24 protein-coding genes are annotated in these 25,307 nt (G+C 69.9%); 10 read left to right on the forward strand and 14 right to left on the reverse strand.

Annotated elements, in window-relative coordinates; genetic code table 11:
• Nucleotides 1-28: 28 nt before the first annotated feature.
• Genes AC16DP_RS10910 through AC16DP_RS10920 form a run of 3 tightly spaced genes read right to left on the reverse strand, consistent with a single transcriptional unit; the run spans nt 29 to nt 4,040 of the window.
• Entirely contained in the window at nt 29-829 is an 801-nt protein-coding gene (locus tag AC16DP_RS10910) for an ABC transporter permease subunit (RefSeq protein WP_329728988.1), read from the reverse strand.
• A gap of 2 nt (nt 830-831) precedes the next feature.
• Nucleotides 832-1,749: an ABC transporter ATP-binding protein gene (locus tag AC16DP_RS10915; RefSeq protein ID WP_329728989.1), complete on the reverse strand. Its 918-nt coding sequence runs from the start codon at nt 1,747-1,749 to the stop codon at nt 832-834.
• Entirely contained in the window at nt 1,746-4,040 is a 2,295-nt protein-coding gene (locus AC16DP_RS10920) for an ArnT family glycosyltransferase (RefSeq protein WP_329728990.1), read from the reverse strand. Before AC16DP_RS10920 ends, AC16DP_RS10915 begins: the two co-directional genes overlap by 4 nt.
• Before the next feature lie 189 nt (nt 4,041-4,229).
• Between AC16DP_RS10920 and AC16DP_RS10925 the strand changes: the two genes are divergently transcribed.
• On the forward strand, nt 4,230-5,465 hold the full coding sequence (locus AC16DP_RS10925; RefSeq protein WP_329728991.1) for a hypothetical protein: 1,236 nt from the start codon (nt 4,230-4,232) through the stop codon (nt 5,463-5,465).
• A 12-nt stretch (nt 5,466-5,477) separates the two neighbouring features.
• Nucleotides 5,478-6,341 (forward strand): hypothetical protein, encoded by an 864-nt coding sequence (locus AC16DP_RS10930; RefSeq protein ID WP_329728992.1) that lies wholly within the window; start codon nt 5,478-5,480, stop codon nt 6,339-6,341.
• 6 nt (nt 6,342-6,347) lie between these two features.
• On the opposite strand, the gene AC16DP_RS10935 is transcribed toward AC16DP_RS10930, so the two are convergent.
• Nucleotides 6,348-7,811, reverse strand: coding sequence for a hypothetical protein (locus AC16DP_RS10935; protein ID WP_329728993.1), 1,464 nt, complete (start codon nt 7,809-7,811; stop codon nt 6,348-6,350).
• Nucleotides 7,808-8,587 carry an outer membrane lipoprotein-sorting protein gene (locus AC16DP_RS10940; protein WP_329728994.1) on the reverse strand — a complete coding sequence of 260 codons (780 nt, stop codon included), beginning with the start codon at nt 8,585-8,587 and terminating at the stop codon, nt 7,808-7,810. Before AC16DP_RS10940 ends, AC16DP_RS10935 begins: the two co-directional genes overlap by 4 nt.
• 237 nt (nt 8,588-8,824) lie before the next feature.
• On the opposite strand from AC16DP_RS10940, the gene AC16DP_RS10945 reads away from it, so the two are divergent.
• Nucleotides 8,825-10,627, forward strand: coding sequence for an FHA domain-containing protein (locus AC16DP_RS10945; RefSeq protein ID WP_329728995.1), 1,803 nt, complete (start codon nt 8,825-8,827; stop codon nt 10,625-10,627).
• An 87-nt stretch (nt 10,628-10,714) separates the two neighbouring features.
• The gene (locus AC16DP_RS10950) at nt 10,715-11,308 is read left to right on the forward strand and encodes a response regulator (RefSeq protein ID WP_047859663.1); all 594 of its coding nucleotides are present in this window, start codon (nt 10,715-10,717) and stop codon (nt 11,306-11,308) included.
• A 21-nt stretch (nt 11,309-11,329) separates the two neighbouring features.
• Here AC16DP_RS10950 and AC16DP_RS10955 read toward each other — a convergent pair whose 3' ends face one another.
• From AC16DP_RS10955 to AC16DP_RS10965, 3 genes are all read right to left on the reverse strand, one after another.
• Nucleotides 11,330-12,103: an enoyl-CoA hydratase/isomerase family protein gene (locus AC16DP_RS10955; protein ID WP_329728996.1), complete on the reverse strand. Its 774-nt coding sequence runs from the start codon at nt 12,101-12,103 to the stop codon at nt 11,330-11,332.
• Between the two features lie 12 nt (nt 12,104-12,115).
• Entirely contained in the window at nt 12,116-12,328 is a 213-nt protein-coding gene (locus tag AC16DP_RS10960) for a biotin/lipoyl-binding carrier protein (protein ID WP_108074967.1), read from the reverse strand.
• Between the two features lie 65 nt (nt 12,329-12,393).
• Entirely contained in the window at nt 12,394-13,743 is a 1,350-nt protein-coding gene (locus AC16DP_RS10965) for an acetyl-CoA carboxylase biotin carboxylase subunit (protein ID WP_329728997.1), read from the reverse strand.
• Nucleotides 13,744-13,867: 124 nt separating this feature from the next.
• On the opposite strand from AC16DP_RS10965, the gene AC16DP_RS10970 reads away from it, so the two are divergent.
• Nucleotides 13,868-14,245 (forward strand): hypothetical protein, encoded by a 378-nt coding sequence (locus AC16DP_RS10970; RefSeq protein ID WP_329728998.1) that lies wholly within the window; start codon nt 13,868-13,870, stop codon nt 14,243-14,245.
• Nucleotides 14,246-14,251: 6 nt separating this feature from the next.
• Here AC16DP_RS10970 and ftsZ read toward each other — a convergent pair whose 3' ends face one another.
• Both ftsZ and AC16DP_RS10980 read right to left on the reverse strand, forming a co-directional pair.
• The gene (gene ftsZ / locus AC16DP_RS10975) at nt 14,252-15,466 is read right to left on the reverse strand and encodes a cell division protein FtsZ (RefSeq protein ID WP_329728999.1); all 1,215 of its coding nucleotides are present in this window, start codon (nt 15,464-15,466) and stop codon (nt 14,252-14,254) included.
• Nucleotides 15,467-15,681: 215 nt separating this feature from the next.
• Complete coding sequence (locus tag AC16DP_RS10980; protein WP_329729000.1) at nt 15,682-17,019, reverse strand: replication-associated recombination protein A; 1,338 nt, start codon at nt 17,017-17,019, stop codon at nt 15,682-15,684.
• Between the two features lie 108 nt (nt 17,020-17,127).
• Between AC16DP_RS10980 and AC16DP_RS10985 the strand changes: the two genes are divergently transcribed.
• Together AC16DP_RS10985 and AC16DP_RS10990 are read left to right on the forward strand one after the other, a co-directional pair.
• Nucleotides 17,128-17,673 carry a DUF2378 family protein gene (locus AC16DP_RS10985; RefSeq protein WP_329729001.1) on the forward strand — a complete coding sequence of 182 codons (546 nt, stop codon included), beginning with the start codon at nt 17,128-17,130 and terminating at the stop codon, nt 17,671-17,673.
• A gap of 7 nt (nt 17,674-17,680) precedes the next feature.
• Nucleotides 17,681-18,748: a serine hydrolase domain-containing protein gene (locus AC16DP_RS10990; RefSeq protein ID WP_329729002.1), complete on the forward strand. Its 1,068-nt coding sequence runs from the start codon at nt 17,681-17,683 to the stop codon at nt 18,746-18,748.
• A 44-nt stretch (nt 18,749-18,792) separates the two neighbouring features.
• On the opposite strand, the gene AC16DP_RS10995 is transcribed toward AC16DP_RS10990, so the two are convergent.
• Nucleotides 18,793-19,269, reverse strand: a complete 477-nt coding sequence (locus AC16DP_RS10995) for a hemerythrin domain-containing protein (RefSeq protein ID WP_329729003.1) — start codon at nt 19,267-19,269, stop codon at nt 18,793-18,795.
• 267 nt (nt 19,270-19,536) lie between these two features.
• Between AC16DP_RS10995 and AC16DP_RS11000 the strand changes: the two genes are divergently transcribed.
• On the forward strand, nt 19,537-20,784 hold the full coding sequence (locus tag AC16DP_RS11000; RefSeq protein WP_329729004.1) for a hypothetical protein: 1,248 nt from the start codon (nt 19,537-19,539) through the stop codon (nt 20,782-20,784).
• A gap of 59 nt (nt 20,785-20,843) precedes the next feature.
• A complete protein-coding gene (locus tag AC16DP_RS11005; RefSeq protein WP_329729005.1) occupies nt 20,844-21,746 on the forward strand; it encodes a hypothetical protein in 903 nt (300 codons plus the stop codon).
• A 36-nt stretch (nt 21,747-21,782) separates the two neighbouring features.
• Here AC16DP_RS11005 and AC16DP_RS11010 read toward each other — a convergent pair whose 3' ends face one another.
• Nucleotides 21,783-22,199, reverse strand: a complete 417-nt coding sequence (locus AC16DP_RS11010; protein ID WP_329729006.1) for a hypothetical protein — start codon at nt 22,197-22,199, stop codon at nt 21,783-21,785.
• Nucleotides 22,200-22,400: 201 nt separating this feature from the next.
• On the opposite strand from AC16DP_RS11010, the gene AC16DP_RS11015 reads away from it, so the two are divergent.
• On the forward strand, nt 22,401-23,294 hold the full coding sequence (locus AC16DP_RS11015) for a hypothetical protein (RefSeq protein ID WP_329729007.1): 894 nt from the start codon (nt 22,401-22,403) through the stop codon (nt 23,292-23,294).
• A gap of 35 nt (nt 23,295-23,329) precedes the next feature.
• On the opposite strand, the gene AC16DP_RS11020 is transcribed toward AC16DP_RS11015, so the two are convergent.
• Entirely contained in the window at nt 23,330-24,697 is a 1,368-nt protein-coding gene (locus AC16DP_RS11020) for a cytochrome P450 (protein ID WP_329729008.1), read from the reverse strand.
• Nucleotides 24,698-24,761: 64 nt separating this feature from the next.
• Nucleotides 24,762-25,307: type VI immunity family protein (locus tag AC16DP_RS11025; RefSeq protein ID WP_329729009.1), on the reverse strand; the 546-nt coding region annotated here is incomplete at its 5' end.

Here is a 25,307-nt window from a genome sequence, read left to right on the forward strand (position 1 = left end):
TCAACCCGGCATTCCCCCGTCCGCCCGGCTACCCCCACCGGCTGATCAGCCGCTCCCGGTCCAGCAGGCGGACACTCGCCCACAGCAGGGCCACGTCGAGCAGCAGCACCACCGCGCCCTGCACCGCGTAGTACACCAGCCCGGCATTCAAGAAACCCGCCACCTGGCCGGCCACCAGCCCCACGAGCGGGAGCACGATGAGCGCGGAGAGCTGCTGGGCGGTGCGGGCCTCGGCGACGCGCGCGGAGATGAGCACCGCCACGCCGTTGCCGAAGAAGGCGAAGAGCGGCGCCAGCACGAGGACGCCGAAGAGCCACAGGGTGTTGGGCAGCATCGGCCCCTGGCCCAGCGGCCACGCCACCACGTCCACGCCCACGCACAGCAGCGCGAAGGCCGTCCAGGTGATCAGCAGCGCCGGCACCAGCGAGGCCAGGCTCTTGCCCGCCACCAGCTCCATCGCCGTCACCGGCGAGGCCAGCAGCGGCTCCAGGGTGCGCCGCTCCTTCTCCCCCGCCACGCTCTGCGAGGAGATGAGGATGGGGACGAACACCGGCATCACCAGGAACATGCCGAACCAGTCCAGCAGCGTGCGCTCCACCAGGAAGCGCCCCGCGTTGGCGTTCAGGGGCAGCGTCGGATCGTAGTAGAGGGCGAGCACCCGGAGGTTGCCGTCGTGCGGATCGCGCACGTACGTCCAGACGACGATCATCGGAACCACGACCAGCACCAGGGGCAGCGCCGCCATGCCCAGCAACAGCACCGGGTTCCTGCGCAGATCCAGGAAGTCCTTCCAGAAGACGGCCAGTGCGCGGCGGGAACGGAACGCCATGCTCACACCTTCCCCTCGCGAATGAGCTCCAGGTAGACCTCCTCGAGCGGACGCTGGGCCGGCACCGCGCTGTGCACGCGGGCTCCCGAGCCCACCAGGCATGCCACCACGTCCGGGGCCTGCGCCTCGTCCGCCAGCATCACCCGCAGCCGCGCGCCCTCGGCGAGCACGTTGGGCGCGAAGGGCAGCGCGGACAGGGCCTGGACGTAGCGCTCGGCCTCGCCCTCCACCTTCACCTCCAGCGCGCTGCCCGTGCGCCGCAGCTCGTTCACCGGGGCCATGGCCAGCAGCCGCCCCTTCACCACCGCCACCCGCGTGCACAACCGCTCCACCTCGGCCAGGTTGTGCGAGCACAGGACGATGGTGCGTCCCTCCGCCGCCAGCTCCGCCACCGCGTCGCGCACGGTGCGCGCCGACTCGGGGTCCAGGCCGCTCGTGGGCTCGTCCAGGAAGATGACCTTGGGGTCGTGCACCAGCGTGCGCACGATGGCCAGCTTCTGCCGCATGCCCTTGGAGAAGCCGCCGCAGGGGTCGTTCTCGCGGCCCGCCAGCCCGAAGCGCTCCAGGTACGATTGGGCCCGAGGCCACACCTGGCGCTCGTCCAGCTCGTGCAGCTTCATGAAGAAGCGCAGGTTGTCGCGCGCGCTCAGCCGCTCATAGAGCCCGGGCTGCTCGGTGAGCAGGCCCACCACGCGCCGCAGGGCCTCGCCGTCCGTGCGCACCGAGTGCCCCCAGACGCGGGCCTCCCCCTCCGAGGGCTGGAGGAGGCCGGTGAGCATGCGCACCGTGGTCGTCTTCCCGGCGCCGTTGGGCCCGAGCAGACCGAACACCTCGCCGGGGCGGACGTCGAAGTCCAGCCCCTCCACGGCGGTGCGAGAGCCAAAGCGCTTGGCCAGTCCCTGGACGGAGATGCCGCTCAATCGATGGTCACCAGGATGAACTTGTTGTTGATGTCACGGTCGATGACGGTGACGGTCTTGTCGGCGCCCGCGGCCTGCTTGAGCAGGGGGAGGCGGTTGTGCTCCACCAGGGCCCACTCGCGGCCGGGCTGGTCCACGAAGGGCTTGAGCTTGGGCGCCTCGCGGATCTGCTTCACCTGGTTGCGCGAGTAGAACGTCTCGCCGCGCCAGTTCATCAGGAAGGCGGTGATGGGCTCGTCCGGCTTGCGCTGGGCGTAGTAGCGCCAGAACAGGTCGCGCTGCGTCCAGTGGTGGGACAGGTCCACCCAGTGGCCCCAGTTGAACCAGAGGGCGAAGCCGGCCGCGAGCGCCCAGAAGGTGCCGTACAGCATCACCCGCGCGCGCTGCATCGCCGCCACCACCGCCAGGCCCCCGGCCACCGTGAAGACGAAGCCCATGGCCATCTTCACGTTGACGGGCTCGGACAGGGACTTGAGGAGCGAGTCGCCCGCGGGCGGCACGCGGACGGTGCGCACGAGGCCCAGGGCGCCGCCCAGCAGCAGGGCCGCGGCGAGCACCCACAGCCCGGTACGGGACTCCTCGCCGGCCCGGTACGCCTGCCAGGCCACCCAGCCGCCCACGAGGAACAGGGCCCCGCCCATCAGGGGGCTGGCGGACACCGCGCCGCGCAGGGCCATGGGCACGAGGAAGGCGAGCCCCAGCGCCAGGCACAGCAGCGCCACGCCGCGCTCGTACACCGAGGACTTGCCCTTGTCGGAGAACGCGCCCACCGCGAGCCAGGCACCCACCGAGAGCAGCACCAGCGTCAGCAGGTCGCCCATCCACAGCGGGCGGGAGACGAACATGGCGATGGGCCGGGTGACGAGCTCGTTGGGGTAGGGCCGGTCGTAGTTGTAGACGAAGAGGTCGGTGAAGTTCTTCGGGTTGTTGGCCAGGTCATGGCCCACGAGGATGAAGAGGATGAGCCCGAAGACGAGGCTCATCGCATGGGCGGAGATGCCCTCCTCCCAGAGCCGGTCCACGAAGAGGGCGATGAGGACGGCCATGCCCGGGAGCACCGGGAAGACGTAGTGGTGGAACTTGGTGGCCGAGGAGGCCAGCAGGGTGAAGGAGAAGGCCACCCACAGCGCGGCCATGAGGGCCAGCTGGTCCGCCTTGTCGCGCGAGCGCGGCCGCAACCGCGACACCAGCGCGAAGGCACCGGGCACCAGCGCCACCCAGGGGAACATGCCGAAGCCGCCCTGCTCGATGAAGTAGATGAAGGTGCCGCCGGGCGTGGTGGTGTGCACGCCCGCGCTCAGGCGGTTGAGGTGGTCGTGGATGAAGAAGCGGTACCAGAAGAGCTTGCCCTCGTCGTCCACGCCGTCGAAGAGGCACAGCACGAGGTACCAGGGCACGGCCACCGCGCAGAACACGAGGATGCCGGTGCCCAGCTTCATCTTGTACATCTGCGCCCACAGCACCGGCATGGGGCGCTTGCCCTCGCGCACCTCGGCGCGGAAGGGGGCCTCCAGCAGCCAGCGCAGGTGCGCGTTGAGGCTCGCCGCGTCATAGGGGATGACGGCGAAGAGGGCGTAGAGCACGAGGATGACGGCCGGCAGGCCCACGCCCAGCAGGCCCTTGGCCAGGGTGGACAGGCCCGCGAAGACGTAGAAGGCGTACCACCACGCGGCGCGGTGCTTCGTGATGTCGTCGTCCAGCTGGCCGATCATCGCGCACGCCATGGCGCACACCAGCGTGGTGACGAAGGGCGTGTCCGTCACCGTCTGCCGGGTGAGCAGGAAGTAGAGCGGCATGGTGGCCAGCACGAAGCCGGTGGCCAGGCCCGCGCGCCGGTTCACCACCCGCGCCACGGCCAGCGACAGCAGCGACACCGCGGCGATGCTCAGCAGGGCGAAGGGCATCCGCATGCCCCACTCGGTGTAGAGGCCCAGGGCGCCCTCGGTGCGCATCGTGCCCACCACCTGCATGCCCAGCGCCTGCATCCACATGGTGAGCGGCGGCTTGGAGAAGAACCACGCGTTCTCCCAGAAGGGGTACACGTAGTCCCGGCGCTGGACCATCTCGCGGCCCACCTCGCCGTAGTGCGTCTCCCAGGGGTCCCACAGGCCCACCGCCCCCAGGTAGGGGATGAAGAGCAGCGCCGCGAAGGCGGCTGTCGCCAACGCCACGCGCAGCGTCGGCTCCAGCGCCATCCAGCGCTTCGCCCACGACTCCTGGTGGATGCCCTTGCCGAGGATGGCCTCGGTGAAGGTCCGCGGCTCCTGCTGCTGCTCTCCGTTGCTCGACACGGGGAAAGACGCCTCCGTCCGCATGGGCCCACGCTCCGGGCGTGGGTCGCGGCCTTATATCCCCCCCTCCCGCCCCGGTCGACCTCCGCCAGAGCCTGATATCGTGCACTCCGTCGCGCCCCACCTCTTGCCAGGCCGGTCCCCAGGCGGGGGCATGCGGCTTGAATCCACCCCCTCGGAGGCCTGCCCATGATGACGGCCGTGCTCCTCGCCCTCCTGCTCTCGCAGTCCGGAGGCCCCGAGGCTCCCTCGGAGACAGCCCCCCCGGGACAGACCATGAGGTTCGCTCCTCCGGAGTCTCCTCTGCCCTCCCTGGTCCATGGGAAGGCCATCTCGTGTGCCTCGATCGGGCCCTCGCCCCAGGTGCCCTCGGGCCGCTACCGGCTGCAGTGCGACGAGTCCACCCGGCGCTGCCTCGCCGCGCCCGCGAACGAGCTGGAGGCGGACGGTACGGAGAGTGCCCGCCCCCTCGAGCGCACGGCGCCCTGCCATGAGCTGGCCCCGGGCCTCCTCCAGCGGCTCGCCGAGGGCTACACCTTCGTGCCCGCCATCGCCGAGGCGCCTCCCGGGTGGTACCGCGACGAGCGCGGCCGGGTGATGCAGTTCAACTTCGACCTGCACCGGCGCGTGTGGTTGGGAGGCGCGTGGGCGCCGCTGTGGCGCACGGGCGAGCCGCGCGCCCTGTCCCGGGGCCGGGTGGACTTCGGCATCATCACCGAGGTCCCCGACGGCGAGCGGATGATGCGCCGCTTCACCGTACTGGACACCGAGCTGGTGCTGGGGGAGCAGTCGTCGCTGGATGCCACGCTGCTGCGCTACGACACCAACGTCCGGCAAGACAAGCCGCCCATCCGGGTGACCACCTTCCTCGGCAAGCCGCGCCGCTGGGACTTCACCTTCGACATGGGCGGATGGCTGGAGGTGCTGCGCCTGGAGCTGCTCCGCCGCGGTGGCGTCGACCACGTCTTCTACACCTTCATCTCCGGGCACCTGACGCTGGACCTGTGGCACTCGAGGGACCTGGCCTCGTACGTGCGCGTGCGGGCCGGCCCCTCGCTGGAGTACGACCGCACCCACGGCTTCTTCACGCTCGTCCCCGGCGCCGTGGCCGAGGGGAACCTCACGCTCGACCCGAACGGCTTCCACCACCTCACCTTTGGCGCCGAGGTGGAGAAGCTCCTCCTGGACCAGCAGGTGGAGGGACGGACGCACCACCCGGAGCGGCTGAGGGTGCGTGCCGGCTACGAGCTCATCCTCCTGGCCATCAACGACCAGCCCTTGAGCCTGGTGCTCGAGGGGCGGGGCCAGTGGCGCACGGACCTCGTGGACGAGCGTCCCGTCTGGGAGTGGTCCGCGAACACGGGCCTGCGCTTCTCGCTGTGGGCGCCCGCCCGCCGCTCCGCGCCCCTGGCGGCCTCTCGCTGAGGAACGGCCGGGATGCTCGCGCTCACGCTCGCGCTGCTGCTCGCCAGTGCCTCCGGGCAGGGAGAGGACTGTGCACGCGCGGACGAGGCCGGGGACCGTTTTCCCATCTGCTTCGACCCGGGCAACGGGCTGCTCCTCGGAGCCGGGCCCGCCGTGCAGGGGGGCGCGGTCACGCCCGAGCTCCATGCCGGCATCCTGTTGCGCACCGAGCGGACGAGCCGCAGCAAGGGCACGCCCTGGCTCAACACGCACCGGCTGTTCGTCACCCGGGCCCGGAGCGGCACCGCGCGCCTGGGACTGACGGCCACGCTCTACGAGGGCAACCTCCGCCGCCACCTGGAGGAGGGCTTCATCCTCGTGCCCACCGCGCGCCCGGTGCGCATCCCCTTCCCGTTCGACCTCACCCTGGCGATGCGGCTGGGGCACTACGAGCGGCGCGTCTGGGAGGGGCCGGGCTGGACGTTGGAGACGGGGCGCGCCGCGCTGTTGCTGGATCCGGTGCGTGCGAGCACGGCGCGGGTGTGGCTCGGCGTGGGGCCGGCGGCGAGTCACATGCTGCGCAGCTCGCGCGCGGGCATGGAGCATGAGTTGTCTCCGTTCACCACGCTGTTGCTCGACGCGGGTTATGAGACGGAGGACGGGTGGTGGACGGCGCGCATCACGGCACTCGCCGGGTGGACGGTGGGCCTCGATGGCGGGATGCGCTTCCGGACGCGCGAGGAGGTGGGCCTGGAGCGGCTCCTCATCGCCGTGAATGATCAGCCGGTGTGGCTGCGGCTCTCCGCGGCGCATGCACACGCGGATGCGGGGGTCGCCCGGGTGGACGAGTGGTCCGCTGGATTGGGGCTTACCGTGAGGGTCTGGAGCGCACGGTAAGGTCCACTACAGCGCCAGCCGCACCGAGGCGAGCACCTGGTCGTTGCGGTTGAAGTAGCCGAATGCACTGAAGGACGGACCCCCGTACACCTCGGCCGCGAGCCCCACGTGCACATGCTCGCTCACGCGCCAGCCCACCCGTGGCGCCACGAGAAAGGAGCGCTGGATGGGCTCGAAGGCCCCACGCATCCCCACCTGCAGCCGTCCCTCCAGCAGCGAATACCCGACGTCCGCCACCAGCAGGTGGAAGAAGGCCGTGCGCTCCCGTCCACGCGCCGTGCCCGGCTCCAGCAGGAAGAGCACCTCCTGCGCACCCACGTTCGGCACCGCGAGCCCGGTATAGGTGACGGAGTAGACGAGGTCCGACTCCTCCGCCTGTGACGCGCCCACCACCCAAGACACCGCGGGCTTGCGCAGTGGCCGCAGCCGGTCGCCGTAGAACGTCCGCGAGGGACTGAAGCCCACGTCCACATCGAGCTGCGTGGGCCCCACCAGCGTGCTCGCCTCGGCGGCCAGCACGTGCTGGCGCGCATACCGGCCGGTGGCGAGCGACTCGCCCGCGCTCAATCGGTCCTGCAAGGAGAGCAGCAGCGCCGCATCCACCGGCTCGCCGCGCTCCCGGGAGCGCAGCAGCGTCTCCAGCTCGGGGTCGAGCGTCACCTGGGGCTGCTTCTCGTTGGCCCATACCCACGAGCCCCCCAGCTTCACCCGGCTCACGTCACCGGTGACGCGCAGGCCCACGTCGCCCGGCAGGCCCGGCCGCTGCGTCTCCAGCAGGCGCGGCTGCAGTCCGTCCTCCACGGAGGCATCCACGGAGACGGGCACCGGCACACCCAGCGGTGGCTGCAGCAGCGCCACGTCCTGGCCGAACACGTCGTAGCGGTCCGCGAAGAAGAAGGGCACCCACACAGCGGTGACGGACAGCGGCCCCACCGAGGCGAGCGCCCGCGCGGCGAAGACGGGCAGCTTCAAGTCCTCCGGCTCGAGCTGCACGAAGCTCTGGCGCAGCTCGCGCGGGTTGAGCACGTCCGAGGGCGCGAAGAAGGGGTTGGCCCCGAAGGCCAGCGTCTGCTGCCCCACCCGCACGTCCACCCACCGGGTGTACACGTCGAGGAAGGCCTCGCCCAGGAAGGGCTCGAAGGAGGACTTCTCGCGCTCGAAGCCCTTCTGGGCCCCGCCGCGCCACAACGCCCGCCCCTCCACCACCAGCCGCAACGCGGGGCTCAGCTTCACGTCCGTGGCGAGCGACGCCCTCCCCCACCCATCCACCACGTGCTCGCCGAGGCCGTCCTCCCGGGCGGGCTCGAAGCCGGTGTCCACGCCCCCCAGCAGCCGCACGTCCCCCCGCACCGTCACCGTGGGCGACACGGGCGCATCCGAGGAGAACTCCTCCAGCGGCTCGGCTTGCTGTGGGGCCGCCAGTGCGAGCGCGGGCACCAGGGCCAGCAGCGAGGGCAACCCGTGTCTCACCCGCGCTCCAGGGCCCGCTCGGTGAAGGCCTCGTCGCCGAGCTGCACCTCTTCCAGCTTCAGCACCTCGAGCGTCGTGCGCGAGCCCGTCTGCAGGTTCTCCATCACCGCCTCCGCGGCGACGAACCGGTCCTTGAACTTCTTGAGCCGCACGGCGCGGTACACCTTGAGCGGCTTGCCCTCGCGGTCCGAGTACTCGGCCTTCACCGGCACATCGGTCTCCTTGTCCACGTAGAGCCTCACCTCGCCGTAGGGGGAGTCCGGCCCGGCCTTCCCGCGCAGCACGTGGGCGAGCCGATCCAGCACCTTCGTCTCCCCCACCAACCGGAGCGACTCGTCGCGCTCGCCGCCCGAGCCCCCCAGGTCCGCGTAGTTGAAGTCCGTCTCCATGAAGGACTGGCCCCGCTGCCCCTTGGCCACCTTGCGCACCCGCTTCAGCTTGGGCAGGTACAGGGAGATATCCGCCGGCTCGCCCGGGGCGCCCTCCACGGTGAGCACCGCCACGCCCGCCACCCCCGCCGGCTGCGAGAAGCGCGCGAGCGAGTGCAGGCGCCCCCCCACCCGCTTCGCCGTGGAGGTGAGCACCTGCTCCTTGCGCCGGCCGTCCTTCAGCACCGTGGTGAGCTTCAACTCCGCGCGCAGGCCCAGCAGGTTGAGGGCTCCCCGCTCCCGGCTCCGGCGGGCGATGTCCGCCGCGGAGTCCTCGGCCATCACCGGGGGAGCCAGCAGGAGCGCCACCGCCACGGCGCACAGGAGGGGGGCGAGCTTGTTCCGCATGGCGCGGACTCTAATCCCCTGCTCCCCTCCCGCCAGCCCCTCGGGTGCCCGGCCCCTCATCCCCCCGCTTCCGCCTCCTTATATGCGGGAGGCCTGATCCCGGCTCGCGGCCATCTGTCCGATAGACAACCGACCCACCCAGGCCCCTTCCTGCGGGAAAAGCCCTGTCGTTTGGGGAGGATGCCCTCCTTGAGCTACCCATGGGCATTCTGCTATAGCTGTAAGGGGACCCGACCCGTGCTGAAGCTCATCATCGAAGACGACGAGGGGCGAAAGACCGTAGTCCCCTTCGTGCGCGACGAAATTACGATCGGCCGCCAGGAGGGGAATACGATCCGCCTGACGGAGCGAAACGTATCTCGCCGCCACGCACGCCTGGTGCGCCAGAACGGGCACGTGCTGGTGGAAGATCTGGGTAGCTATAACGGGGTGCGCATCAACGGCGAGCGCATCCAGGGACAGACCCAGGTCGCCGACGGGGACCTCATCCAGATCGGCGACTACGATCTGGCGCTCCAGAAAGAGGCCGCCGCGCAGCCTCCGGCCCCGCCTCCTTCCCAGGTGGGTGCGCCCACCATCCGCATGCCTTCCTCGGCCCTCCAGGCCGCCCTGGACGAAGCCCAGACCAAGGCCCTCCAGGCCGCCCAGGCCAAGACGGAGCTGGACGTTCCCGCCCACCAGGACGAGGAAGAGGAGCAGCAGGAGGAGCACGACGACGCTCCCACGCCGTCCCCGGCCGAGCAGCGCCGCCACTCCACCGCGGTGATCCGCATGGATCAGGTGGAGATGAACCGGCCCCGCAAGGTGGCGGCGGTGGAGGCCGACGAGGCCCCGCACCTGCTGGTGGTGAGCGCCGAGCTCAAGGGCCAGGAGTTCGCCTGCATCCGCACGGAGATGCGGATCGGCCGCACCGACGACAACGACATCGCCATCGACCACCGCTCGCTGTCGCGCACGCACGCCAAGCTCGTCCGCGAGGACTCCGGCGAGTGGCGCATCATCGACATGCAGTCGGCCAACGGCATGGCCGTCAACGGCGAGAGCTACGCGCAGGCCTCGCTCGCGCACGGTGACCTCATCGAGCTGGGCCACGTGAAGCTGCGCTTCATCGGCCCCGGCCAGAGCACCGACGGGCTGACGCACGATGGCACCGCCCGGGGCTCGAAGAAGGGGCTCGTGCTGGCCCTCGCGGGCGTGCTGGTGCTCGGCGCGGTGGGCGGCGGCGCCTGGTTCGTGTTCGGCCAGCAGCCGGCCACTCCCGTCACCCCGCCCGCGCCCGTCGCGGTGGACACCCGTCCGCCCGAGCCGCAGCAGCCGGCCAACCCGCAGCCGCAGAACCCGGCCCCGGCGCCCACCGAGAACGGCCCCGGGCTCGCCGAGCAGCTCAAGAGCGCCCGGGCCGCCATCGACGCGCGGGACTTCGACGCGGCGGTGAAGACGCTCGAGTCCATCCAGGACGCCAACGGCCAGCGCCCCACCGAGGCCCAGGAGCTGCTCGACCAGGCCAAGGCGGAGCAGGAGTCCAAGCAGAACCTCGACCAGGCCCAGAAGTCCTTCGACGAGGGCCGCCACCAGGAGGCCCTGCCCTTCCTGGAGGCCGCCGAGGGCACGCTCGCCTTCGCCGAGGAGCACGCCGCCCTGAAGGAGAAGGTGGAGGCAGCCATCGCCGCCGCCAAGGGGGGCACCCCGGGCAAGACGCAGGTCGCGGGTGGCAAGACGCCGCCGCGCCCCACGCCTCCGGGCCCCACCACGGAGCAGCAGGCCAAGCAGCTCTTCGACGACGGCTACATGCTGTTGCGCAAGGCGCAGCTGCCCGAGGCCGAGTCCGTCCTCCGCAAGTGCATCAACCTCGATCCCACCTATGCCCAGTGCTACCTCGCGCTCGGAACGGTGATGGCCCGGCGCAACCGCCCGGACGAAGGCGCGCAGTACTACCGCGAGTTCCTACGGCTCGCGCCCAATCACGAGATGGCTCCCAACGTCAGGAAGCTCGTCGCTGACTACGACAAGAGCCAGAAACAACCGGGAGGCGGCAAGTAGGCCGACGGCTCCCGCGTACGCCGCTCCCCCGCGGCGTGTGCGGAGTCCCGGCCTTCGGGCTTCCCCCCTCACACGAGGAGAAGGTTCGTGCAGATTCGTATCCTGGTGGTCGATGATGAGCAGGACAACTGCGACTACCTCAAGCTCGTCCTGATGCGCGAGGGCTATGACGTCGTCACCACGACGGACCCCACCAAGACGGTGGAGATCCTCCGCAGCGCCGACTTCCACCTCGTCATCCTGGACATGATGATGCCGGTCATGTCCGGCACCGAGGTGCTGGAGCAGATCCGCAAGCACGACACGGACGTCGCCGTCATCGTGGCCACCGCCTACCCGACGGTGGACACGGCCGTGGCCTCGCTGAAGAACCAGGCCAGCGACTACGTGAAGAAGCCCATGGAGCCGGACCAGTTCCTCGGCGCCGTGCGCAACGCGCTGGCCAAGAAGGGTCTGTCCCAGGACCCCGAGGCGGACCTGCACCGCGCCATCGGCCGCACCATCCGCGACGCGCGCAAGACGCAGGACCTCACGCTCAAGCAGCTCGCTCGCCGCACCGGCCTGTCCGTCTCGCTGCTCTCGCAGATCGAGCGCGCCGAGTCCTCGGCCTCCATCTCGTCGCTCTACAAGATCGCCTCCGCGCTCCAGCTGCGCATGGGCGAGCTCTTCGGCGACACCTGAGCCGCGGGCGGGCGGCCCGCCTCACTGGCCGCGGAACCGGGGCGTGCGTTTCTCCAGGAACGCCGCCTTGCCCTCCCGGGCATCCTCGCTGGCGAAGGCGCGGGCCCGCACCTCGCGCAGGTGCGCCCGCTCCTCGTCGGACAGGGCCGCCCGCGTGAGCAGGCGGAACGTCTCCTTCATCCCCGACACCGCCAGCGGAGCCTGGCCGGCGAGCGTCCGGCACAGCTCCAGTGCCCGCTTCTCGGCGTCGGCCGCCGGCAGGCACTCATCCAACAGGCCCCAGGCGAGCGCGTCCTTCGCGTCCAGCCGGCGGCCGGTGAGGAAGAGGTTCTTGGCACGCGCCACGCCCACCAGCCGGGCCGCGCGCATCAGCCCGTCCGGTGAGTAGACGATGCCCAGCCGCGCCGGAGGCATGCTGAAGAGCGCGTCCTCCGCGCCGATCCGGAAGTCGCACGAGGCCGACAGATCGAAGCCCGCCCCGAAAGCCGGCCCCCGCACCAGCGCCACGCTGGGCAGCGGCAGGGCCTCCAGCCTCGCCAGGCACGCCATCAGCGCGTCGTCCGGCAGGCGGTCCCCCGAGGGCGCCGCCAGCAGATTCAGGTCATAGCCCGAGCAGAAGGCACCGCCCTCGCCCTGGATGAGGACGGCGCGCGCCCTGCCGGCAGCCGAGGCCAGCGCCTCGTCCAGGCGGGCCACCTGGCTGTCGTCGAGCGCGTTGCGCCGCGCCGGGTTGGACAGCGTGAGGACGCGGACACCGTCGTCCCGGTCCTCCACATGCAGGGCGGACGGCTGCACCGCGCGCGCCCGCTACTCGAGCACCACGAGGACGTCACCCTCGTTGACCGGCTGCGACTCCTTGCAGCGGATCTCCTTCACCGTGCCGTCCTCGGTGGCCTCCACGGGCATCTCCATCTTCATGGACTCCAGGATGACGAGCGTGTCACCCGAGGAGACCTTCTGCCCGACCTTGACCTCGATCTTCCACACCGTCCCGGTGATGTGCGCCGCCACGTCCGCCATCGCTGTGTCCTCCGCAAGGGTACTGCGTGTGCTCTGGGTGCTGCGAGGTAGGGGTCCCGCCCCGGCTACGGCTTCGCGTAGTTGTCCAGGAAGCGCGTGTTCAGGTCTCCCGCGCGGAAGACCGGCTCCTGGAGGATGCGCAGGTGCAGGGGGATGTTCGTCTTGATGCCCTCGATGCGGAAGTTCTGCAGCGCCGCGATGGAGCGCTCGATGGCCTCAGCGCGCGTGGCGCCCGAGACGATGAGCTTGGCGATCATGGGATCGTAGTTCGGCGTGACGGTGTTGCCCTCGGCGTAGCCCGAGTCCAGGCGCACGCCCTCGCCCGTGGGCGGCTGGTACACCTTGAGCGGGCCCGGCGAGGGGAAGAACTTCACGGGGTCCTCCGCGTAGATGCGGAACTCGAGCGCCGCCCCGCGCCGCTTCACGTCCTCCTGCTTCACGGTGAGCTTCTCGCCGGCGGCGATGCGCAGCTGCCAGCCGATGAGATCCAACCCCGTGGTCAGCTCCGTCACCGGATGCTCCACCTGGAGCCGGGCGTTCATCTCGATGAAGTAGATGCCGCCATCCGAGTACAGGAACTCCACCGTGCCGGCATTGGCGTAGCCGAAGGCCTTGGCCGCGGCGATGGCCGCCGCGAAGAGCTTCTGGGACAGCTCCGCGTTGCGCCCGTCCGCGAACAGCGGCGAGGGAGCCTCCTCCACCACCTTCTGGTGACGGCGCTGGATGGAGCACTCGCGCTCCAGGCAGTGGATGAGGTTGCCGTGGTGGTCACCGAGAATCTGCACCTCGATGTGGCGCGGCGCCGGGAAGTAGCGCTCGATGTACACGCCCTCGCGGCCGAAGGCGGCCTTCGCGCGATCCGTGCACTGGCGGAAGACCTTCTCCAGCTCGGCCGGGCTGTTGGCCGCGGCCATGCCGATGCCACCGCCACCCCCGGCGGCCTTGCAGAGCACCGGGTAGCCGATGCTCTCGGCGGCGGCCAGCGCGGCCTGCACGTCCGGGAGCACGTCCTCGGTGCCGGGCACCACGGGCACGCCCGCGGCGGCCACCAGCTTGCGCGCCTGGCTCTTGTCCTTCATCCGCAGCATGGCCTCGGGCGGCGGACCCACGAAGGTGATGCCAGCGGCCTTGCACGCGGTGGCGAACTCGGCGTTCTCCGACACGAAGCCGTAGCCCGGGTGCACCGCATCCGCGCCCGTGGACTTCGCCGCGTCAAGGATGGCGGCGATGTTCAGGTAGCTGTCCTTGGCGGGAGCGGGCCCGATGCGCACCGCCTCGTCCGCTTCCCGCACGAACGGCAGCTCCGCGTCCGCGTCCGAGTACACGGCCACGGTGGCAATCCCCATCCCCTTCGCCACGGCGTTGATCCGGCGGGAAATCTCACCCCGGTTCGCGATGAGCAGCTTCTTGAACATGGCCCGTGTCCCCTCCACTAGAGGCGCGCGAACCTAAACCCCGACCCGCGACGTGACAAGGAGACAACGAGCCATCCGCCGGGAAGTTGCGGGCATGTAGGTAAATGGCGTAGCGTCCTTGCCCGTGAAGCCCTCCACGACAGGAACAGTGGTGGATCTCCAGGGCGCGCGCCATGAGCGGCGGCTGGAGATGTACCGGGCGCGAGTCACCGAGCGCCTTCGCACCAACCGCATAGCCGTCGAGACCCTCTACCAGGGCGGCACCCTCTTCTCGCCCCAGGGCACTCGGGCGGGACGGGCGCTGCTCCGGGCGCATCAGCTGCTCCAGCGGGCCAGCTCCCTGCTGGAGCAGTTGTCCGGCGACGGAGTGGTCCCCGCCCCGCGGCTGCCCGAGCGCATCGACGAACTCTACCGAGAGGTGGACACGCTGCTGTCTCGCAGCGACGCGCTCTCCGGGCGCAACCACCGGGCGGCGAGCGTGGCCCGCCTCCCGGGGCGCTAGCTCACCCTACGGCATCTCCGTCTGGCCCTGGCGGCGCAGGAATGTGGGGATGTCGAACTGATCCTCGTCCAGCGGCAGCGCCGCGTCCTTCACCACCGCGGTGCGGTTGGAGAGCGTGCGGGTGTCCACGGTGGGCATGGAGCGGGAACCAGCCTTGGCGGGCACCAGGCTGGCCACCTCCTCGCGCGGCATGTTCAGCGACACGGGCGAGGGCCGGGTGACGATGGGCACCTGCACCACCTGAGGCGGCTGGCGCACCTTCGCATCGCGCGATACGAAGCCCGTGGCGATGATGGTGATCTTCACCTCGTCGCGGATGTTGTCGTCGATGAGCGAGCCGAAGATGATCTCCGCGTCCGGGTCCGCCGCGTCGTGCACCAGCGTGAGGGCCTCGTTGACCTCCTGCAGGGTCATGTCGCGACCGCCGGTGATGTTGATGAGCAGGCCGGTGGCGCCGTCGATGGAGACGTCCTCGAGCAGCGGGCTGGAGATGGCCTGCTGCATGGCGTTGAGCGCGCGCTTGTCGCCGGAGGAGTGACCGGTGCCCATGAGCGCCAGGCCCTTGTCGCTCATGATGGTCTTCACGTCGGCGAAGTCCACGTTGATGTAGCCGTGGTACTGGATGAGGTCCGAGATGCCCTGGACGGCGTTGAGGAGCACCTCGTCGGCGCGCTTGAAGGTCTCCAGCAGCGGCATGGGCTCGTTGCTGAGCGTGAGCAGGCGCTGGTTGGGGATGGTGATGAGGGTGTCCACCGCGGCCTTGAGCTCCACCAGGCCCTGCTCCGCCTGCTTGCGGCGCTTGTTGCCCTCGAAGAGGAAGGGCTTGGTGACCACGCCCACCGTGAGGCAGCCGAGGCTCTTGGCGATGTCGGCGATGATGGGCGCCGCGCCCGTGCCGGTGCCACCGCCCATGCCGGCGGTGACGAACACCATGTCCGCGCCCTCGAGCATGGCGGCGATCTGATCGCGCGACTCGAGCGCGGCCTCGCGGCCCATCTCCGGGTTGGCGCCAGCGCCCAGGCCCTTGGTCAGGGTCTGGCCGATCTGCAACCGGACGGGCGCCTTGTTCGCCGCGAGCGCCTGCACATCGGTGTTGGCGGCAATGAAGTCGACCCGCTCAAGCTTCGCCATGATCATCGTGTTGACGGCGTTACAGCCGGCGCCACCGACGCCGACGACACGAATCTTTGCGGCCTGCTTGTTCTGGTCGAACTGGTCCATGAGTTCCTTCTTTCGGCGCAGGTCGCGCGTGCCCGCGCGCGCCCCTGCACCCAACATCTTCAGCAAGTCGCGCCCTTTGGCAAGTTCTCAGCTACGAACATGTAGCGCTACGTCGCGGTACCAAGTCGTCACAGGCACTTACGCGGAAGCCCCACCGCGCTTCAGTGCGGCGCGGTGGGTGCATCACGCCTCTTGACTCGCGCGATGAGGTCTCGTCACTCGCCCCGGGACGCCTTGTCCTCGCGCCACCAGTGGCTCATGCGCTCGTGGATCTCCGCCTCGTGGCCCTCCTTGCTCGGCCGGTAGAAGACGGAGCGCTCCAGCGACTCGGGGAGGTACGTCTGCCCGGGCACGTAGTGGTCCTTGTGGTTCCAAGGAGCCTCGTAGCCCTTCTTGTAGCCCAGCTCCTTCATGAGCTCGGTGGGGGCGTTGCGCAGGTGGAGCGGCGGGGCCGCGTTGGGGTGGGCCTCCACGGCCGCCAGCGCCGCGTCCATCGCCTGGTAGCCCCGGTTGCTCTTCTTCGCCGTGGCCAGCAGCAGGGTCGCCTGGGCCACGAAGATGCGCCCCTCGGGCATTCCCACGGAGTGGAAGCCCTCCTCGCACGCGCGCACGATGCTGATGGCCTCGGGCATGGCCAGCCCCACGTCCTCCACCGCGATGACCTTGAGCCGGCGCCACAGCGCCACGTGGTCGCCCGTCTGCAGCAGCCGTGCCGCCCAGAAGATGGCCCCCTGCGGGTTGGAGCCCCGGCACGACTTCTGGAGGGCGCTCAAGAGATCGAAGTGCTCGTCCCCATCCTTGTTGTGCCGCGCCAGCCGGGTCCCGGTGGCCTGGAGGGCCGTCTCCCGGGAGATCTCCGCGCCATCCGCGGTGAGCTGGGCCGCGAGCTCCAGCCCGCCCAGCGCCTTGCGCACGTCTCCCCCACTCCCCTCCACCAGGACGGAGAGCGCCTCGTCACTCACGGTCAGCCGCCGGGCCCCGAGCCCCCGCTTCTCGTCGGAGAGCGCCCGCTGGAGCGCGGTCCGGAGGTCCGCGGGGGTGAGCTCGCGCAGCAGGAAGACGCGGCACCGGCTGACGAGCGCGGGCCTCACCTCGAAGCTGATGTTCTCCGTCGTCGCCCCGAGCAGGATGAGGAGGCCGCTCTCCACATGGGGCAGGGCCTGCTCCTGGACGTTCTTGGCCCAGCGGTGGATCTCATCCACGAAGACGACGGTGCGCCGGTGGTACTGGTTGCGCAGGCGCTCGGCCTCGGCCACCACCTCGCGGATGCGGGGGATGCCATCGGAGACGGCCGAGAGGATGACGAACTCCGCGTCCACGCTGGCCGCCAGCATGCGCGCGAGCGTGGTCTTCCCCACCCCTGGAGGCCCCCCGAAGAGGCAGGAGACGATGGCCTTGCGCTCGATGAGCTGGCGCAGGGGCGCGCCAGGGCCGAGCAGGTGCGCCTGCCCGATGAACTCCTCGGGGGTGCGCGGGCGCATGCGCTCGGCCAGCGGCGCGAAGCGGTTCACATCGACGGAAGCGGCGAACAGGTCGGGTCCAGCGGGGGGCATCGGGAGGCGGCACCCTACCATTTCACGACCCGCGGAAGGCGATGCTTCCCCCCGCCCTGTTCCGGGAGCACGCGGTCCTGTATAGGGACCCATGCCGTCGGCACGTGCATGATGCAGGACTCCTTCTCCGGTCGCGCCACGCAGGGCAGTTTCTTCGAGGGATTGTTCGTCCACTCGCTCCAGGCGAGTGGGCCCTTCGCGGACGCGCTCCGCGAGTGTGGCTACGACCCGAACCAGCCCAAGGCCATCTACCCCATCGAGGTGTGGAACGCGGCGCTCGAGGTGGCCTGGCGCCATTGCTACAGCGGGTGGACCCGCGAGGCCGCCTACCGTGAACTGGGCCGCCAGCTCGGACGGGGCTTCCTGCGGACATGGATGGGCAAGGTGGTGGACATGGGCCTGCCCATGCTCGGCCCGGATCGCCTCATGGCGCGTATTCCCAGCCTCCTGGCGCTCGACACCTTCCGCTATGAGGTCAAGGTGCAGCCGCTCGGCTCGCACCAGTACCGTGTCTCCATCCGGAACGATCCGGACGCCAAGCCCGAGCTCATCGCCGGTCTCCTGGAGATGGGCCTGGGCAGGACGGGCGTCAAGGCCACCACCACGGTGGTGGTGCACCGCGAGCAGGACTTCGACATCGACGTCATCTGGTGAGTCCCCCATGTCCCCTTCCCCCTCCCCTGGCTCGCCCGCCGACGCCATCCTCCACGCCACCCGGCGATACCTCCGTGCGTACCCCTCGGCCGCGCTGTGCGTGGGCATCACGCATCACGGCGCGCACCACGTACGGGCCCTCCGCGCTGACGGGCCGCCTCCCGCGGCGGACTCGCTGTACGAGCTGGGGGCACTCACCCAGGTCTTCACCGGCAGCCTGCTCGCGCTGTTGGTGGACCGGGGTGAGGTGAGGCTCGACACGCCGCTGAAGGAGCTGATTCCCCTGCCGCTGCTCCCGGATGAGACCGCCGGCCGCATCACCCTCGAGCAGCTGGCGACGCACACCTCCGGCATGCCGCGTGTCCCGCCCAACCTGCGGACTCCCCAGCAGAACCCGGCCGATCCCTACGGCCACTACACCGCGGAGCTCTTCGGCGCATTCATGAGGAGCTATCACCCTCGTCACCCGCCACCGCGAAAGTACGCCGAGTCCGTCATCGGCCTGGGCGTGCTCGGTCATGCCCTCTCGCGGCGCATGAGGCTCAACTATGGCCATGCCGTGCGGGACCTCCTCTGCACGCCGCTGGGGTTGAGCAACACCACCGCCGTCCGCCTCTCCGAGGAGCAGGAGCGGCGTCTGATTCCCGGCCACTCCGCCCGGGGCGAGACGATGCCGGGTTGGACCTTCCCGGCACTGCCTGGAGCGGGGGCCGTCCGCTCGACGGTGCCCGACCTGCTGCGCTTCCTGGACGCGAACCTCGGCCACGAGGAGGCCGGGCTCGGCCGGGCCTTGCGGCTCACGCACGAGCCGCGCGCGAAAGCCCTCGGCGGGCACACGGGCCTGGGGTGGAAGATCTCCCAGGTGCGTGGCGGGACCATGGTGTGGCGCTCCGCGGTGACGGGCGGCTACGCCGGCTTCATCGGCTTCTCGGCGGAGGCGGACGCGGGAGCCGTCGTCCTGTCGGACCACGCGAGCTCCCGCCTCGCCTCGCTCCTCGGGCGCGTGCCCGTCGAGGAGCCCGGTTTCGAGCTCCTCACGGGATACCTGCGTGAGCGTGGCCCGGCAGCCTCCTGAAGTACCGGGCAGGCATCCGAGCTGCGGGCTGTCACGCGGACGAGCTAGATGGCGCCCAGTTGCGAGTCGTGCGAGACGGCCGGAAGGGCTCCGGGCTGCGTCAGCTCGCTCACTCCCCGAACGAGCTCATCGCCCAGGCGCGCGAGGTGCTCGGCGGAGAGGAGCCGCCGCACCTGTGGGAAGAGGACGGACCGCTCCTCGGCCACGTGCGCCTCCACGGATTCGCGGAGGCTGATCAGGGCGGGCTCGAACTGCATGTCGCTGACCTCCAGGTGCAGCAACTGGGAGATCAGCGCCTTGGCCTCGGCATGATCGTCGTAGGAGTGCTGGATCAAATCACTCGTCTCGGCCAGCTTGACCTCCGGGTAGAAGAAGCGCTCTTCGAGCTGCGTATGCAGGGTGAGCAGGTAGGCGAGACGGCGGAACAGGTGGGTCTTCTCATCCCCGCTCGCCACCGCCACCTGCTGGAAGAGACGCTCTGCTTCCTCATGCTGCTGTGTCAGGAGTTCGATCGGATCCATGAGGAGGACGCTCGGCATTGACGCGTCCGGGAGCAAGCCGCTTCATCCCCGAACGCCGGGCAGCCGGGCACCATGGCCTGCAACTTGCTGCGTTGGGCGCCCGCTTTCCTGGAGGAACCGTGCGGGTCCGAGCCGCCCGCGGAAGCGCCTCCGAGGAGCTGAAGAACGCCGCCACGGATGTCCTGGGTGTGGAGGGTGTCGGGACGCTCGAACTCCCGAGCCGGACGGGACTCAGCCCGGGCTCGCGGTCCGGCTAGACTCGGGCATATGACACGCCTCTTCTCGTTCCACAGCCGCTCCTGGCACCTGACGTACCACCTGAGCCGTACCCTGCTCGTCCTCGCACTCGGGTCCCTGTGCCTCGAAGCGAGGGCAGCCCCCGCGCCGTCCGAGACCTCCGCCCAGGCCCCCTCTCCCTCCGTCCTCTTCACGCGCGCCTGCGATGCGCTCGAAACCGGAGACCTGGATGGCGCGGCCAGCCATATCCTCACGCTGCGCCAGACGCTTCCCGAGAGCCCCGAGCCGCGCCTGCTGGAGTCACTCCTCGCCCTCAGGCGCACCAAACCCGCCCTGGGCTGGCGTGACGCCTTCATCCAGGCCTGGAATGACATCGGCAGGCCCGACTTCAGAGAGTCCTCCGTGCTGCCGGAAGACACGGAGCCACACGCCACGGGCCCCAGCCCCGAGGACGTCTGGAAGCAGGAGCTCTCGGCCGAGCAGCGCTTCCTGGTCGCCCTCACCATGAAGCTCGATACCGAGCGGGCCCACGCCCTCATCCAACAGCTCCCCGTGCTCGCGCCCGCCGAGCTGATCGTCCCCATCGCCGAGTACATCGAGCGCGACGAGCCGCCAGCCCCTGTGCGCGCCCGGCTCCGAGCCGCCCTGCGCGCCCGCCTCGCCGCGCTCTCCGCCGACTACCCGAAGGCCATGCAGCTTCGCGCCCTGCTCCTCCTGGAGGGGACGGACACCCAGGCGCCCTTCACGGCCCGGGAGATTCAAGAGCTCGAGGCACTCTCGCAACTGCCCGACTGGCGCCAGAGCGATTTCCTCTCGATCAACCGGTACGCGCTGCGCCACTTCGAAGCCACGGGGATTTCCCTGCCGGAGAACCACGCGTACACCGTCGCCGTGATGGCGCTGGTCAGCCCCGTGCCCTGGGTGCTCCAGAAGCGCACCGATGCCTCACGGGACACGCTCACGCCCGCCGAGCGCCAGCGCCTGGGCGAGGCCCTGTGGCGCATCGGCTCGCGCCTCTCCGCGGAGTCCTCCATCGTCGAGCTGCTCGTGGGGCTCAACCTCATGAAGAAGGCCGCCACGGAGTTGGGGGACACCGAGCGCCTGCGGCAGGCCACGGAACGCAGTGACGACGCTCGGGCCAGCTACAGGGCCGTGGATCGCGCGGCGCCCTTCCGCTGGCCCCTGCCCTCCCTGCGCAAGGCGATGATCGAAGCCTCCATGAGCGACGAGGTGGCCCACATGCACGCCTTCCGCGAACCCGAGGCCGGTGCGCGGTAGGCTTCGGAGATGAATCCTCCCGGCCCGGAGCAGGCGCGGAACAAGCCTATGATGCGCGGATGAGTCAGTCGCGACGCAGACGGAAGAACCCCACCCCGCCGCCCCCGAAGCGCGCCTCCGCCATCTCCATCTGGGCGGTTGTCGCGCTGGTGGCGGGGGGCGTGCTCGTCGGGGTCCTCATCAACGACCTCCGGCAGGACGGGCAGCCCGCTCGGCCCGCCGCCACGTCAAGAGCACAGGCCCAGGGACCCTTCCAGCTCGAAGGGGAGCTGGCGGAATACTGGAAGGCCGCCACGGCGAGGTGGTGTCCGCGCATGGCCACGCTCCAGGGGGGCGACGCCGGACAGCTGGGTGAGCTCACCGTGGAGCTGACGAGCATTCAGTGTATCGCCCGGATGTGCGAGCACTCCGAGAAGCTCGAGGGAGTGGACCCGGCGGCGCTCGGCAAGGTGAAGCGGATGTGCGGTCAGGTGGAGTTGATGTTCGAAGGACAGCTGGCGGCGCTGACGGAACACTACGGCCGCATATGCCCCGAGCTCATCCAGACGTGGAGCGGACGCCCCTGGAGCCCGAACAACCACCTCGGGCTCTACGCGGACGTGCGCCAGTGCATGGAGCGCCATTGCGAGGAAGTCGATGGTGGAATGGGCTCGGAGGCGCGTTGCGAGATCGCCGCGGACCTCGCCGAGGTCTTCGGGGACGCCCAGGCCGCCGCGAGGCTGAGGGGGCGGGCCCGGCTCGCGAAGGCGCGCGAGAATCAGTTGTGGGGACCGCTCTCGGAGGAGGAGAAGAAGGAGGAGCGCGAGGACGCGGGCATGAAGGTGATCGCCAGACGCCTGCTCGCGCTCTGCCGCCAGGGGAACCCGCGCTACTGCGCATCCCTGGCGAGGTACTGCGAGATCGAAGGCAATCCTCCGGACGTATGCCCTGCGCCGGGAACCTCGGACGCGGGCTCCCGGTAGCACCACCCACCGCGAGCCACGACCTTGGGAAAGACGTCACCGCTTGGAGCGAGGACTCCGCTTCGGACGCTTCTCCGGCTTCTCGATGACGATGTCGTATTCAGTCTCGCGCTCGGGAAAGCGAACGAACCCGGCGCCTTCCGTCGCCAGGAATTCATCCAGGAGACGGACGATGGCTTGGAGGGTGCGCTCCAGGTCTCGCTCATTGGCTTCGTAGACCTGCTGAGCCCACCAGGTGGGCAGATGCCGCCACTTGGGGTGCCGCTTGTACATCCACTCCCTGAATTGTTCGTGCTGGCCCTTCTGCCCCAAATCTCCGAGGGCATCATCATAGCCCGTGATGTAGAGGGCGAGATGGTCGAGCGTGAAGTCAGGGGCGAACATCCTCGGGCGCAAGCAGATGTGGCGCATGTGCTCGAACAGACTTCCCGCATTGAGTCGTACAGGGCTCATGGCAGTGTCTTTCTCTGTATTGGCTCGCCTTGAAGCGTAGCGCCTTCACCCCGGTCGTGTGCCCTTACGCACGCCACGTCGTCACCATTTGTTCCTCCAGGCCGCAGTCTCATCCCTGGACCCCTCGTGAAGTCACTGCTGGGACGCCTGACTCAAAGACACTGGAGTTTTGGACGAACCGGTGCTGTAGCGCGCATCCCCATGACACGCACCACGCGCTCCCTGGTTCTCGCGGCCCTCCTTCCCACCCTCTGCGCCTGCTCCACGCCCACGGCCTCGCGAGGCGCCCCGCGGCAAGCCGTCACGCTGCGCTTCGCCTGGCCCGAGCAGCTCTCCGCCCGCGTCACCCACTCCGTCACGATGAACAGCCCCCTGGGCAACACCCAGGTCCAGCGCAGCTATTGGCTGACCGTGGCGCCGGCAGAGGAGGAGGGCCACCGCCAGCTCGTCCCGAGTGACATCGAGGTGTCTCCGCCCCAGTTCGCCGCCATGGTGGATCCGGTGCCCACGGTGCACTTCGACGACGATGGCTGCTTCCAGGGCATCGACCTCCAGGAAATGCCAGGCCAGCAGATGCTGGAGGTGCTGCCCATGGAGCCGGAGAAGAAGGCGGAGCTCCTCGAGAACCTGGTGGCCGTACAGGAGGAAGCCGCACTGGAGTACTGGGATCGGCTGGTGGCGAGCTGGCGCGGCGTCACCCTGACGCCCGGCGAACCGGTGCGGTTCGAGACACAGATGGTGGTGGGCACGGGCTTCATGGAGAAGAAGGAAGTGGCCGCGGAAGAGCGCACCTCCATCGAGGTGGACGTCCCCTGCACGCCGGACGCCCAGGAGCGGCGCTGTGTGCGATTGACGGTGGATCTGCAGCCGGTTGGCCAGTCCGAGGCGGAGACGGGTCCCATGGCGCGCAAGCGCTTCGAGCTGGTGACGGACCCGGACACGCTGGTGCCCTACTCCACTCGACTCACGCGCATGGACAGGGTGGACTGGGGCAAGGACGGCGGCGAGCAACCGCTCAAGGAGTTCCTGCAGGTGGAGGAGTACGTCTACACCTACGGAGCCCAGCGCGTGCCTGCCGGCTCGACGCAACTCTGAGCCCTTCGAGGCGCCCTGCTTCCGCGTCGAAGGATTCACTCGGGGTTTCCACCGCCTCGGCGATTCCGCGGGACGAGCCGGAGCGGCACGCGGCGGGGGAAGCGGGTGTTGAACACCACCTTCGGTTCCACGGGCCTGATGTCGGCCGCTTCGAGCCGGTAGCGCTGCAGAAGGCGCACGACGAAGAGCTGCATCTCCATGAGCGCGAACCGGGCGCCGATGCAGACGCGCGGGCCCGCCCCGAAGGGCAGCCATGCGTACGGGTGGCGGGAGCCCTTCTCCCCGCCCTCCTGGACGAAGCGCTCGGGAAGGAACTCGTCGGGCCGCTCCCAGAAGACCTCGTGATGGTGGGTCGCGAACGGGCTCACCCAGACCGTGGTGCCACGCCTCACCCTGTGTCCACCGAGCACGGTGTCCTCCGCCGCCTTTCGCGGAAAGAGGAGCCAGACCGGCGGATTGGCTCGCAGGTTCTCCTGCAGGACGGCCTCGAGATAGCGCAGCTCCGGCAGATCCTCGGCCCGCGGCTCCCGGTCCCCGATCACCCGCTCCATCTCCTCGACGAGCCGGTGGGTGATGTCGGGCCGCCGCGGCAGCAGCGCGAGGAGCCACGAGAGCGAGACCGCCGAGGTCTCCTTGCCGCCAATGAAGAGGCCGCTCAACTCGAAGCGGATGCTCGAGTCATCGAGCCCTCCGCCTTGCGCGTCCCGCATCTCGAGCAGATCCGTCAACAGGTCGCGTGGCCGCGCCTCGGGCGGCAACTCCCGGCGCTCCCGGACGATGCGCAGGGAGACCTCCTCGAAGGCCCGCGCCGCGCGCCAGGCGAGGCGCTGCTTGCCGAGCTCGAGGGGAGCGAAGGTCACCGCCTTCATCGTGAGGTCGACCGCCTCGCCCGCGCGCCGGAGGTCCTGCGCGTCGAGCCGGGTGCCGAAGAGCGAGCGGATGAGAATGCTCAGGGTGAGCGCGTGCATCTCCGGCAGCGCGTCGAACGGCCGGCCGTCCCGGATGAAACGCGCCTCGAGCGACTCGAGCTGCTGGTCGATCGCCCCCAGCATGAGGGGGACCAGCTCCGCGAGCCGCTGGCGGCGGAAGCTCGGCTGCATCAGGCCGCGCCGCTCGGCCCATGCGGTTCCCGTGCGTCCGATGAGCCCGTCGCCCGTGATGGGCGTGAGCACACCCCGCATGTGCGGCGGAAACTCCGCGCGGACAACCCCCCTGCTCTCGGCGAGGGCGAGGCGCACGTCATCCGGGTGCGTGACCATCACCCCGCCGTTGCCCCCCGGCAGCTCGAACGAGAAGACATCACCGAGGCGCTCCCGCGTGGCGCGCGCCCAGTGTGGGCCAAACCTCAGCGCGACGCCGAGGAGTGGAAGGCCCGAGGCTTTCGGTATGGCGGACTCACTCATGGGGAGTTTCTGGCACGGTGTGGAGGTTGTTGTCTGCTACGGAGCCCAGCGCGTGCATCCGGCATCAGTCGAGGAAGCGGCGCTCCCACCGGCGCATGTCTTCGTCGGAGAAGCCACCCCAGTTGCCACGATCCATGTACAGCCAGGGTTCCATCACGTGTGCCAGCTCGCGGTACTCGGGCAACGTGCGGCCCTGCTCCGTGTCACCGGCCTCCGGCCAGTTCCCCAGCGTCACCACGGCCCGCTCGCCATCGAGTTCCTGCACGGTGGTGCCGGGCGAGCGCAGGCGCGCGCGCAGGCCCGCGGCGCCCCCGAGCTCGCCCAACACGGGCGGGCCCAGGAAGTTCAACCAGTGCACCCCATTCACCCGGGTGCCAATGGAGAATGAGTCGAAATTCACGCCTGGGATGTCCAGGCCGGGATGGCGAAAGGCCATGTCGCGGATGGCATCGGTCGTGCCAACGACGCTCTCCGGGTAGTTGAAGCACAAGCCCCCATGTCCGGAGCAGAAGGGCAACGCCGCCGCCAGTTCCAGCGCCAGTTCCCGCACGTGCCCCGGCCCGTGTGCTTCCAGGTACTCCGTGGGAAGGATGAAGGACAGCGCGCTTGT

The sequence above is a fragment of the Archangium sp. genome, from assembly GCF_057119385.1.